Raw genomic sequence first — 11,955 nt, forward strand, 5'->3', positions numbered from 1 at the left:
CACGTTCAGCCCCACCCACCGGCGCGGGTGCGACACGGCAAGGGGGTGATGGCAGTTTCGGAGATCAGGATCGGCACGTCCGGGTGGCAGTACGCCGAGTGGCGCGGCAGCTTCTACCCGAAGGGGTTGGTGCAGCGGCGCGAGCTGGCGTACCTGTCCGGGCAGCTCGGCACCGTCGAGATCAACGGCACCTTCTACTCGCTGCAACGCCCCGAGTCGTTCCGTGCCTGGTACGAGCAGACTCCCGAGGACTTCGTGTTCGCTCTCAAGGGCGGCCGCTTCATCACTCACATGAAGCAGCTCCGCAACGTCGCGGGCGCCCTGGCGAACTACTTCGCCAGCGGCCCGCTGGCGCTCGGCGGCAAGCTCGGGCCCATCGTGTGGCAGCTACCGCCCCGGATGCGGTTCGACGCCGAGCGGCTGGCCGGGTTCTTCGCGCAGCTTCCCCGCACCACCACCGAGGCAGCCGAGGTAGCCACGGGACACGACGACAAGATCAAAGGCGATCCCCACACCGAGGTCGAGGGCGACCGCCCGCTCCGGCACGCGCTGGAGGTGCGGCATCCCAGCTTCGCCACCGCCGAGTGCGTGGAGCTACTGCGGGAGCACGACATCGGGCTCGTGGTAGCCGACTCCGCCGGGCAGTTCCCCCGGCTGGATGATGTCACCTCCGATTTCGTCTACATCCGACTGCACGGCGAGCGCGAACTGTACGCCGGGGGCTACACCGACGAGGCGCTCCGCGAGTGGGCGCGGCTGATCGAGACCTGGGCAACCGGGGACAGCCCGCGCACCGAGCACACCGTGGCGGGCGAAGCACCGAAACGGCCGCGCGATGTCTACCTGTACTTCGACAACGACGAGGCGGGCCACGCCCCGCACGACGCCACCAGGCTGGCCGCGATAGTGGGGGCTACGGCAGGGACGGGGTGAGGCAGCCCGCAGGGAACCGGCAGGCAGGCACCCCACCACCGACCAGGGTCGTGATCGGGGACTTCCCTGATGCGCACCGGTACGTGGCGCGGCAGCATGGACCTATGACCGACAACTACTTCAACCCCGAGAACCTCAAGAAGCTACGCCGCAGCAAGACCAACCGGATGATCGCAGGCGTATGCGGCGGCGTCGCCGATTACTTCGGGATCGAGGCCATCCTGGTGCGGATCGTGCTGGTGGCCACGGCGCTGATCTCGCTGGGGCTGCCCGTCGTGCTCTACGCCGCCGGCTGGCTGCTCATCCCGGAGGAAGAGACCGTATAAGCCCGACTCGGCATGCCCGGGCGCCCAACACGGGGTGCGCACACGCCCGACACGGGGTGCCCGTACGCCTGACACGGCACATATAAAAGAGCCCGGTCCGCCGTAGCGAACCGGGCTCTGTGCGCGGACTTCTGGCCTGGAGGCCTGGGAGTGTCAGAAGTCCATGCCGCCCATACCGCCCATGCCGCCGGTCGGGTCGGCACCAGCGCCCGCGCCTGCCTTCTCCGGCTTCTCGGAGACGACAGCCTCGGTGGTGAGGAACAGCGCGGCGATCGACGCGGCGTTCTGCAGTGCCGAGCGCGTCACCTTGGCCGGGTCGATCACGCCGGCCTCGATGAGGTTCTCGTACTCGCCGGTCGCGGCGTTGAGGCCGTGGCCCTTCTCCAGGCCCTTGACCTTCTCCACCACGACGCCGCCCTCGAGACCGCTGTTCACCGCGATCTGCTTGAGGGGGCCCTCGACGGCAACCTTGACGATCTTCGCTCCGGTCGCTTCGTCACCGCTGAGCTGGAGGCTCTCGAACGCGTCCTGCGAGGCCTGGAGCAGGGCGACGCCACCACCGGCGACGATGCCCTCCTCAACGGCGGCCTTCGCGTTGCGCACGGCGTCCTCGATGCGGTGCTTGCGCTCCTTGAGCTCGACCTCGGTGGCCGCGCCTGCCTTGATGACGGCAACGCCGCCCGCCAGCTTGGCCAGCCGCTCCTGCAGCTTCTCGCGGTCGTAGTCGGAGTCGCTGTTCTCGATCTCGGTCCGGATCTGGTTGACCCGGCCCTGGATCTGGTCCGCGTCGCCGACGCCGTCCACGATGGTGGTCTCGTCCTTGGTGATGGTCACCTTGCGCGCACGGCCGAGCAGCGAGACGTCAGCGTTCTCCAGCTTGAGGCCGACGTCCTCGGTGATGACCTGGCCGCCGGTCAGGATCGCCATGTCCTGCAGCATCGCCTTGCGACGGTCACCGAAGCCGGGGGCCTTGACGGCGACCGACTTGAAGGTGCCGCGGATCTTGTTGACGACCAGGGTGGCCAGCGCCTCGCCCTCGACGTCCTCAGCGATGATCAGCAGCGGCTTGTTGGCCTGCATGACCTTCTCCAGCAGCGGGAGGAGGTCCTTGACGTTGGAGATCTTGCCGCCGTACAGCAGGATGTACGGGTCTTCCAGCTCGGCTTCCTGCCGCTCCTGGTCGGTGACGAAGTAGCCGGATACGTAGCCCTTGTCGAAGCGCATACCCTCGGTGAGCTCCAGCTCGAGACCGAAGGTCTGGCTCTCCTCGACGGTGACGACGCCTTCCTTGCCGACCTTGTCGAGCGCCTCGGCGATCAGCTCGCCGATGGTGCGGTCGGCGGCGGAAATCGACGCGGTGGCAGCGATCTGCTCCTTGGTCTCGACTTCCTGTGCCGACTTGTGCAGCTGCTCGGTGACCGCCTCGACGGCCTTCTCGATACCGCGCTTCAGCGCGATCGGGTCCGCGCCCGCGGCGACGTTGCGCAGGCCCTCCTTGACGAGCGACTGCGCGAGCACGGTCGCGGTGGTCGTGCCGTCACCGGCTACGTCGTCGGTCTTCTTCGCGACTTCCTTGACGAGCTCGGCACCGATCTTCTCCCACTGGTCCTCGAGCTCGATCTCCTTGGCGATGGATACACCGTCGTTGGTGATGGTCGGCGCGCCCCACTTCTTCTCGAGCACGACGTTGCGGCCCCGAGGGCCGAGCGTCACCTTGACGGCTTCGGCGAGGGTGTTGAGGCCGCGCTCGAGCCCGCGGCGGGCGTCCTCGTCGAACGCAATCTGTTTGGCCATTTCGGTGTGGTCCTCCGATTGGGGGGAATGGACACGTCCTCGGCCAGGCTCGGTGCCCGCGACGGACGACCGGCCCGGGCACCTGGAACGCAGGTGCCGAACCGCGTCTCACCGTCCCGACCTTCAACGCGAGATCCGCTTGTCAGCGGATCCCACCTAGCACTCTACACCGTCGAGTGCCAAGTACGTGTTTAGCACTCTCGCCGTGAGAGTGCAAGCTGTGCTGGTCACGTCGCTGCTCACGACGCCACCGGCACACCGCCGCCCTCACAGCGCCACGAGCAGCACGATGACCAGCGTCAGCAGCAGCACCCCGGCAGCCACGGCGGGAACCAGCCAGGCAGCGCGAGTGGCCGGGCGTGTCGTGGCGAACACGGGAGCGGTAACGGGTTCCGGCGGACGCAGCCGTACCGGACCGTCGACCGGTGGGGGCGGCACGTGCTGTATCGGCGCCTGCCGTATCGGAGCCTGTCGCGCGGGCGTCGGCCGCGCCGGGGTGGGCTGCGCGGGTACCGAATGCGCCGGAGCCTGCTGCGACGGAACGTACGGCCGCACCCCGGCCCCACCGGGGGCGTCCGCCAGCGCCTGCCGGGCCGCGGCGATCAGCGCGACGCAGCTCGCGTACCGCAGCTGGGCCTCCTTGGCCATCCCACGCGCGATCACCTCGTCGATCGCGAGGGGAAGCGTCGGCGCCACCGCGCTCGCCCTCGGCGGATCGTCGTTGAGATGCCCGCTGATCACCTCGTTCACGTCCCCACCGAACGGCGGCCGCCCGACGAGGCAGGTGTAGAGCACGCAGGCCAGCGCGTACTGGTCCGTCCTGCCGTCCAGGCACTCGCCGCGCAGGTGTTCCGGGGCGGCATAGGTCGGCGAGCCGAGGAAGTCCTCCTGTCCCTCGCCGTCCCCGCTGGGCTGCCCGGAGGCATCATGTCGGGTCAGCCCGAAGTCCGCGACATAGACGTGCTCCCTGCCGGATTCGGTGGTGGTCACCAGCGCGTTGGCCGGCTTCACGTCCAGGTGCACCATGCCGCGCTTGTGCAGCGCGTCCAGCGCGTCGGCCAGCTGGGTCAGCAGGTCGAGCGCCCGCCGCGGCGGCAACGGTCCCTGCTCGACCTGGCACGCCAGATCCGAACCGTCAACCAGCCGCATCGCGATGTAGTGCGTGCCGTCGACGTCGCCGACGTCGTAGACCGGCACGATGTTGGGGTGGTCGATCGCCGAGGTGTTCCGCGCTTCGTCCGCGAAACGCGCCAGGAGTTCGGCATCCGTATCCTGGCCGACCACCTTGAGCGCGACGCTGCGCCCGAGCCGCAGATCGGTGGCCCGGTACAGCATGCTCATCCCGCCACGGCCGAGCACCGAATCGATGCGATAGCGCCCCAATTCGCGCCCGGTCAGTTCGTCCCCGTCACCGTCCGCCACACCGGGTAGCCTAGCGCCAACGGGAGGAGTAACCGAGCATGACCGTTTCCGTCGCGGAGCACCGGGCAGCGGTGCGGCAGCTGGTACCACGCGCGCCCGCGGGAACGCTGCCGCTCGAGGAGTGCCATGGGCTGGTGCTGGCCGAGGACGTCACCGCGGGTGTGGCGTTGCCGCCGTTCGACAACTCGGCGATGGACGGCTACGCGGTCCGCGCGAGCGACATCATGGCAGCGGGTCCGCAACGGCCGGTGCGACTACCGGTCGCCGCCGACATACCGGCTGGCCGCACCGACGTCCCCGAGCTCGTCGCGGGCACCGCGCACCGCATCATGACCGGCGCCCCGGTCCCGCGCGGGGCGGACGCGGTGGTGCGGGTGGAGGACACCGACGCCGCCACCGGCACCGTCGCGATCCACGCCGCCGCCGAGCCGGGCGCCAACATCCGCCGCGCGGGTGAGGACATCGCGCGGGGCGCGCGGGCGCTGACCTCCGGCACGGTGCTCGGGGCGGCGCAGCTCGGCCTTGCCGCTGCGACCGGCAGGGACAGCCTCACCGTGCGGTTGCCGCCGCGCGTGCTCGTGGTCTCCACCGGCACCGAGCTGGTCACACCACCCGCCCCGCTGGCCGACGGGCAGATCTACGAATCGAACGGCGTGATGCTCGCGGCGGCGCTGCGCGGTCTCGGCTGCCGGGTCGAGCTGATGCGCGCGGTGAGCGACGACGTGGCCGCCTTCACCGAAGCACTCACCGAGCGCGCCACGGCAGCGGATCTGATCGTCACCTCAGGCGGCGTCAGCGCGGGTGCCTACGAGGTGGTCAAAGATGCGCTGGCCGGTGAGCACGTCACGTTCACCAAGGTGGCGATGCAGCCCGGCGGGCCGCAGGGCTGCGGCACGCTACACGGCGTACCGATCGTGACATTGCCAGGCAATCCCGTCAGCGTGCTGGTCTCCTACGAGGTCTTCCTGCGTCCCGCGCTGCTGGCCGCACTCGGGCACCCCAAAGTCGAACGGCCGACGGTCCGCGCCCGGCTACTCGAACCGCTCAAAGCTCCCGCGGGCAAGCGCCAGTTCCGCCGCGGCCACTACACCGAGCACGACGATCCCCGCGCGGCCGGTGCGACCACCGGTACCGTCGAACCTCGCGGCGGGCCGGGCTCCCACTTGCTGGCGGCGTTCACCGAAGCCAACTGCCTGATCGTGGTGGCCGAGGATGTCACCGAGGTGGCCGAGGGTGAGGAAGTGGAGGTGCTCCTGCTGGACTGAGCCGCCAGGCTTACCGTGTAGGCATGGGCATCATCTCGTGGATCATTTTCGGTGCCATCGCGGGCTGGGTGGCCAACGTCGTCGTGGGGGGACGTAACCGGGAGCGCAGGGGCTGCATCCTCAACGTGCTCACCGGGGTGGTCGGCGCCGCGCTCGGCGGGTTCGTCTACACCGTGGGCACGGGCAGGGACATCTCCTTCGGCTTCGACCTCCACAGCTTCGCCGTCGCCGTGCTTGGCGCCATCCTGCTGTTGCTGCTGCTGCAACTGTTCAGCCGCAGCGGCACGCAGCGCCGGTAGCCAGCGCAGCCGGCCCCACCGTGGCCGAGGGCAATCGAGGCCGGCGCAGGAAGCCACCAAGCGTGGTCTAGCGTCTAAGGCGACGACAACGCCCGGCCCCTGACCACGAAGAGCAGAAGAAGCGATGACAGCTGATACCGAGTCGCACCCTGCCGAAGGCACCCTCATGCGCCTGTTGCGCCTCGCACGGCGATCGATCCCACCCGTACACCCGGCGGGCAGACCGTTCGTGTACGGCGCGCTCGCCGTGGCGTTCGCGCTGCGGCGGATCGCCCGGCCACTGGGCACGCTGGGGTTCGTCGCCGCGGCGGCGGTGGCGTGGTTCTTCAGGGAGCCGATCCGGGTGCCGCCGGAAAACCCGGACCTGGCCGCCTCGCCCGCCGACGGCACGATCGCGGCCGTCGACCAGGCCGCACCGCCTGCCGAACTCGGCCTTCCCGCCGAACCACGCACCAGGATCAGCATCTTCCTGTCCGTGTTCGACGTTCACGTGCAGCGGCTTCCCGCCACCGGCACGGTCGAGCGGGTGGCCTACCGCAAGGGCAGGTTCCTCTCCGCCGATCTGGACAAGGCCAGTGACGACAACGAGCGTAACTCCGTACTGCTACGCACCGAGCGCGGGCAGGAACTGGTCATGGTGCAGATCGCGGGGCTCGTCGCCCGCCGCATCGTCTGCGATGTCAGCGATGGCGACTCCGGGCACGTCGGCACCACCTACGGCCTGATCCGGTTCGGCTCCCGCCTCGACCTGTACCTCCCGGCCGGTAGCCGGGTGCTCGTGAGGCCCGGCCAGCGCGCCATCGGTGGCGAGACCCCGCTGGCCGAACTACCGTCCGACGCGGACGCCCCGCCGTCGATGCCCCCATCCGGTTCGCCTGCCGGGAGTTGAGCGTCATGACGCGAACCGCCCCCGGCGTTCGCCTGCTCCCGAACGCGATCACCGTGCTCGCCGTATGTGCCGGGCTGTCCTCGGTACAGTTCGCGCTGCTCGGCCAGTTCGAACTGGCGATCGTGGGCGTGGTGGTCGCCTCACTGCTCGACAGCCTGGACGGCAGGCTCGCCCGGCTGCTGGACGCCACCTCGAAGATCGGCGCCGAGCTGGACTCGCTGTCGGACGCCATCTCCTTCGGGGTGGCGCCCGCGCTCGTGCTGTTCATCTGGATGTCGGACGGGCACCGGTTCGGCTGGATCGCGGCGCTGGTGTTCGCGGTCTGCATGATCCTGCGACTCGCCCGGTTCAACACGCTGCTGGACGATGCCGAGCAGCCGCCGTATACGCACGAGTTCTTCGTCGGGGTACCGGCCCCGGCAGGCGGCCTGCTAGCGCTGCTCCCGCTGGCGGTGACGCTGGAGTTCGGCTCTGGCTGGTGGGCTCACCCCGCGGTGGTGTGGTTGTGGACGATCGGGGTGGCGACGCTGCTGATCAGCCGTATCCCGACGCTGTCGGTCAAGACGCTACGGGTACCGGCCAAGGCCGTGGCGCCGCTCCTGGTTGGGGTCGGCCTGCTCGCCGCGGCGGTCATCCAGTTCCCGCTGATCGCGCTGTCGGCGGCGCTGCTGCTCTACCTGGCGCACGTGCCGTATGCGGTGCACCGCTACCGGTGGCTCGCCGCCCACCCGGAAGCCTGGGAAGTGCCGTCCAAGGAACGACGTGCGATCCGCCGCAGCGGGCGTTCCCAACGCAGGCTCGGGCTGCGGCGGCCGTCACGGCGCACTGTCGCGGGGGCGACGCAGCCCACCACCCCCGGCAGGCGGGCGCGCGACTGGCGCCGGATCGGGCTCCGACAACGCCCCCGATAAGCCCTAGACCAGTGGCGGTTCGCGCGACACGTCGTCCCGTGAGGACCATCCACTCTGGCCGACATTACACCCGGTGCGACGGGTGGCTCCCGCGCACCCGCGATGATGTCAGCCCGGCTATGCGCGTCTAGTACTCCTTGGCGGACTCGTCGTAGTCCCTCGTCACGATGATGATCACACCGGGATTGGAGTCGCGGATGCCTTCGAACCTCGGCTCGGCACGCATCCCGAACTCCAGCGCGATAGCCTTGGCGACCCCCTCTTCCGACGTCCCCTCCCGGAAGTACACGGTCGAGGTAGGAATGACGCCGTCGCCGTAGTTGCCGTAGCCGGTCACGTTCCAACCGGCGTCGTCCACATCGCTCGCCGCCCGCGCCGCGAGGCCGGATATGTTGCTGTTGTTGTACACCCGCACCGGGGTGTCCCTGGCGTCCCGGTCGAGCTCGACCCCGTCGGGGAGTTCGACATCGTCCTCGGGGACGACGTCGGTCTCCGGGTCCTCCGGTTCCTCGGGATCGTCCTCCCGAGGTGGCGTGGTCTCGTCCTCCGGTGGCGGGGTCTCCGGGGTCTCCTCCTCGTCGGGATCCGGCTCATCGGGCTCCGGCTCGGGCGGGTCGGTGGGCACCGCGGTGTCGTCCGTCGGATCATCAGTGCTGATCGCGGTGGCGGTCCCGATCGCGGTCGCGATGACCGCGACGCCGATGAGTCCGAACCCAGCGGCGCGCATCGGGCGAGACAGGCCTGCGAAGCTCATGACAACTCGATTCCCAGCCTCCTGGCGACGCGGGTACGGCGTCGCGCGGACCTCGCCTTACGCAAGCGCTTGATCAGCATGGGGTCGGCGCGCAGCGCCTCCTGCGAGTCGATCAGCCGGTTGAGCACCTGGTAGTAACGCGTCGGGGACATGCCGAACAGTTCCCGGATGGCGCGTTCCTTGGCTCCCTGGTATTTCCACCACTGACGTTCGAAGGCAAGGATCTCGTGATCGCGGTGAGAGAGTCCCCCAGTCGGCGTTTCCGCCGGTACCGATGGGGCGCGTTCCTCGCTCGGGAGCATCGACTCCGCGGCGTCCATCTGGCTGCTCGCCTCACAATCGCGTCGGGACCGCACGGCCGTAATCACATCGGTGTCATTCCGCCTTCCCTATTAGATCATGACGTGAGGCTCCTCGCTGCCCACGACCGTCGGCGAGTCCGACCCCACAACGGCCGGTTATCCTGGTTTGCCGTGACCGTGTATCCCATCCGCATCGCAGGCGACTCTGTCCTGCACCAGCCGACCCGCCCCGTCGAGGTGTTCGACGACCAGCTGAGCACGCTGGTCGACGACATGTTCAAGACCATGTACGCCGCGAGCGGTGTCGGGCTGGCCGCCAACCAGATCGGCGTCGACCTGCGGCTGTTCGTCTACGACTGCCCCGACGACGAGGGCAACCGGCACAGCGGCGTCATCGTCAACCCGGTGCTGGAGACCTCCGAGATCCCCGAGACCATGCCGGACCCCGACGACGACTGGGAGGGCTGCCTGTCGGTGCCCGGAGAGTCGTACCCGACCGGCCGTGCCGCGTGGGCCAAGGTCACCGGTGTCGACCAACACAACCGGCCCATCGAAGTGGCCGGAACCGGGTTCTTCGCCCGCTGCCTACAGCACGAGACCGACCACCTCGACGGCCACCTGTACCTGGATCGGCTCGTCGGCAGGCACGCGCGTGCCGCGAAGAAGATGCTCAAGCGCAACGGCTGGAACGTGCCCGGGCTGAGCTGGGACCCCTCCTCGGCTGCCGAGTACCAGTCCGGCTGAGCACCGCGCCACACCGGGCGCGCCGGTCGTCACACCACGGCCGAACGGCGCTCAAGCAAGACTGAGTCGTGCCAGACCCCGTCCCGCCGCGCGAAGCGTTCACGCACCCCCACGGTGCGGTACCCGGCGGCGTGGTGCAACGCGACCGCCGCGCGATTGCCAGTGAACACCGACGCCTGCAACGTCCACAGTCCTGCCTCATCGGCCGCGGTCACCAACCGGTGCAGCAGGGCCTTGCCGATACCGCGACCCCGATGGCCCTCCGCCACGTACACCGAGGTCTCGGCGACCCCCGCGAAGTGTGGCTGGGCGGAGACCGGCGCGGCGGCGGTCCAGCCCACCGTCTCCCCGCCGATCTCGGCCACCCACCGGTGGGCCGGTAGCCAGGACGCGTCCAGCGTGGTCCGGTTGGGCACGGCCGTGGCGAAGTCGGCGATGCCGGTGGCCAGCCCTTCCCGGTAGATCCGGCGTACCGCGGGCCAGTCTTGCGGTTCGAGGGCGCGCACGGAGACATCGGCAGGCAGGTCCGCCGGGCAGCAGGGCCGCGGCGCGAGCGCGCCCATCACCACGTCTGCCGCATGCGGCAGGCCGGTGCAGCACGCCTCGTTGACGGTGACGACGGTGGCCGTGCGTTCCTTACGCACCCGCACGAAGCCGATCTCGGCGAGCTTGCGGACGTGATGGGAGCAGGTGGACTGGCTGGTGCCGAGGAACTCGGCCAGCGCTCCCACGGTGATGCCCTCGGGGCTGGTCGCCACTGCGTGCAGCAGCCGTACCCGCACCGGCTCCGCCAGGCACGCGAACCAACCGGCGTAGGTGGCCGCGTCATTGTCCGGAAGGACCCGGTCGCTGGGCAGTGTGCTCGTCACGCCCCTCATTGTATCGATCGCTTTCGATGGTTGATTCCATCGATATACGTCGATAGAGTACGTGCCATTCGATCGATACATGTCGATGAAAGGGGTGGGGATGTCGGAGTTACCCGTCGTGGTGATCGGCGCCGGTCCGGTGGGGCTGGCGGCCGCGGCCGAGCTCGTCGAGCGCGGCATCGAGCCGCTGGTGCTGGAACGCGCCACCGCTGCCGGGGCGAGCGTCAGCCAGTGGGGACACGTCCGGCTGTTCTCCCGGTGGGGTGAAGTGACCGCCCCCGCGGCCAGCCGGTTGCTGCGTCGAACAGGCTGGCAACACCCGGACGAGGACAGCTATCCGACCGGCGCGGACTGGGTGGAACGGTACCTGCGGCCGCTGGCCGCCGAGCTGGGATCGCGGGTACGCCTTGGCGTGGACGTGGTCGGCGTGGCGCGCAAGGGCAGGGATCGCGTCTCCGACACCGACCGGGCTCACCGGCCACTGGTCGCCTACGTCCGTACCGGCAGCGGCACAGAAGCACGGATCGACGCGGGAGCCGTGATCGACGCCTCGGGCACCTGGACCACGCCGAACCCGCTCGGCGCCGACGGGCTCCCTGCCGTCGGCGAGCTCGCGGCCGCCGACCGCATCACCTACCGGATCCCCGACCTGTCCGGCGAGGCGGTGAGCAGACGCTACGCGGGCAAGCGCATCGCGGTTGCCGGTAGCGGTCACTCGGCACTCACCGCGCTCCTCGGCTTCGACAATCTGGCTGCCGAACATCCCGGTACGACGGTCACCTGGCTGCTGCGCAGGGATGAGTTCGGCAACACCTTCGGCGGTGGCGACGCCGACGAGTTACCAGCCAGGGGTGCGCTGGGCAAGCGAGCGGAGGCGGCCGTGACAGGCGGGCGGATCTCCGTGATGACCGGATTCCGCGCTGAACGGGTCCTGCGGGAGCGCGACGGGCGCCTGACGCTGGCCTCGACGGACGGGCGCGAGTTGTCGGAGGTGGACGAGGTGATCACGCTGACCGGGTTCCGAACGGAACTGTCGTGGCTGTCCGAGGTTCGGCTCGAGCTGGACCCGACGTTGCAGGCCCCGGTGGCGCTCGCCCCGCTGATCGACCCGAACGTGCACTCCTGCGGAACCGTCTACCCGCACGGGGTCCGCGAGCTCACCCACCCGGAACCGGGCGTGTACTTGGCGGGGATGAAAAGCTACGGGCGCGCGCCGACGTTCCTCGCCTTGACCGGCTACGAGCAGGTGCGCAGCATCGCAGCCGCGCTCGCTGGCGACACGGCATCGGCCGAGCGCGTCGAACTGACCCTGCCCGAGACCGGCGTGTGCAGCGGTGCCGGGGCCCTGGCCCTGGACGGGGACACCTCGGCAGGCCGCGAGGCGCCCGTGGCCACCGAGGCGCAGGCGGGCAACACCCGGCAGCCCAGCTGCGCGTGACCGTACGGT

General features: G+C 69.7%; 13 protein-coding genes. 8 read left to right on the top strand and 5 right to left on the bottom strand.

The features are described from left to right. Positions 1–48: 48 nt before the first annotated feature. Positions 49–933 carry a DUF72 domain-containing protein gene (locus F8178_RS18330; RefSeq protein ID WP_317496067.1) on the top strand — a complete coding sequence of 295 codons (885 nt, stop codon included), beginning with the start codon at positions 49–51 and terminating at the stop codon, positions 931–933. A 104-nt stretch (positions 934–1,037) separates the two neighbouring features. Then, a complete protein-coding gene (locus F8178_RS18335; RefSeq protein ID WP_317496068.1) occupies positions 1,038–1,259 on the top strand; it encodes a PspC domain-containing protein in 222 nt (73 codons plus the stop codon). Between the two features lie 153 nt (positions 1,260–1,412). Here F8178_RS18335 and groL read toward each other — a convergent pair whose 3' ends face one another. Both groL and F8178_RS18345 read right to left on the bottom strand, forming a co-directional pair. Beyond that, complete coding sequence (gene groL, locus F8178_RS18340; RefSeq protein WP_317496069.1) at positions 1,413–3,053, bottom strand: chaperonin GroEL; 1,641 nt, start codon at positions 3,051–3,053, stop codon at positions 1,413–1,415. A 267-nt stretch (positions 3,054–3,320) separates the two neighbouring features. After that, on the bottom strand, positions 3,321–4,475 hold the full coding sequence (locus F8178_RS18345) for a serine/threonine-protein kinase (protein WP_317496070.1): 1,155 nt from the start codon (positions 4,473–4,475) through the stop codon (positions 3,321–3,323). A gap of 38 nt (positions 4,476–4,513) precedes the next feature. On the opposite strand from F8178_RS18345, the gene glp reads away from it, so the two are divergent. The 4 genes from glp (at position 4,514) to pssA (ending at position 7,839) form a co-directional block, all read left to right on the top strand. Beyond that, positions 4,514–5,740 (top strand): gephyrin-like molybdotransferase Glp, encoded by a 1,227-nt coding sequence (glp, locus tag F8178_RS18350; protein ID WP_317496071.1) that lies wholly within the window; start codon positions 4,514–4,516, stop codon positions 5,738–5,740. 23 nt (positions 5,741–5,763) lie between these two features. Next, positions 5,764–6,039, top strand: coding sequence for a GlsB/YeaQ/YmgE family stress response membrane protein (locus F8178_RS18355; RefSeq protein WP_317496072.1), 276 nt, complete (start codon positions 5,764–5,766; stop codon positions 6,037–6,039). Positions 6,040–6,163: 124 nt separating this feature from the next. Further along, the gene (locus F8178_RS18360; protein WP_317496073.1) at positions 6,164–6,928 is read left to right on the top strand and encodes a phosphatidylserine decarboxylase; all 765 of its coding nucleotides are present in this window, start codon (positions 6,164–6,166) and stop codon (positions 6,926–6,928) included. A gap of 5 nt (positions 6,929–6,933) precedes the next feature. Next, positions 6,934–7,839, top strand: coding sequence for a CDP-diacylglycerol--serine O-phosphatidyltransferase (pssA, locus tag F8178_RS18365; protein WP_317496074.1), 906 nt, complete (start codon positions 6,934–6,936; stop codon positions 7,837–7,839). Between the two features lie 127 nt (positions 7,840–7,966). Here pssA and F8178_RS18370 read toward each other — a convergent pair whose 3' ends face one another. Both F8178_RS18370 and F8178_RS18375 read right to left on the bottom strand, forming a co-directional pair. Then, a complete protein-coding gene (locus F8178_RS18370; RefSeq protein WP_317496075.1) occupies positions 7,967–8,593 on the bottom strand; it encodes a LytR C-terminal domain-containing protein in 627 nt (208 codons plus the stop codon). Next, positions 8,590–8,913: a DUF3263 domain-containing protein gene (locus tag F8178_RS18375; protein ID WP_317496076.1), complete on the bottom strand. Its 324-nt coding sequence runs from the start codon at positions 8,911–8,913 to the stop codon at positions 8,590–8,592. Before F8178_RS18375 ends, F8178_RS18370 begins: the two co-directional genes overlap by 4 nt. A gap of 153 nt (positions 8,914–9,066) precedes the next feature. Here F8178_RS18375 and F8178_RS18380 point away from each other — a divergent pair, with 153 nt between their 5' ends. Next, on the top strand, positions 9,067–9,639 hold the full coding sequence (locus tag F8178_RS18380) for a peptide deformylase (protein WP_317496077.1): 573 nt from the start codon (positions 9,067–9,069) through the stop codon (positions 9,637–9,639). Positions 9,640–9,668: 29 nt separating this feature from the next. On the opposite strand, the gene F8178_RS18385 is transcribed toward F8178_RS18380, so the two are convergent. Further along, the gene (locus tag F8178_RS18385) at positions 9,669–10,508 is read right to left on the bottom strand and encodes a helix-turn-helix domain-containing GNAT family N-acetyltransferase (protein WP_396345781.1); all 840 of its coding nucleotides are present in this window, start codon (positions 10,506–10,508) and stop codon (positions 9,669–9,671) included. Between the two features lie 100 nt (positions 10,509–10,608). Here F8178_RS18385 and F8178_RS18390 point away from each other — a divergent pair, with 100 nt between their 5' ends. Continuing rightward, entirely contained in the window at positions 10,609–11,946 is a 1,338-nt protein-coding gene (locus F8178_RS18390) for an FAD-dependent oxidoreductase (protein WP_317496079.1), read from the top strand. Positions 11,947–11,955 lie beyond the last annotated feature (9 nt).

This window comes from Haloechinothrix sp. LS1_15 (genome assembly GCF_033042135.1).
Taxonomy (GTDB): Bacteria; Actinomycetota; Actinomycetes; order Mycobacteriales; family Pseudonocardiaceae; genus Haloechinothrix.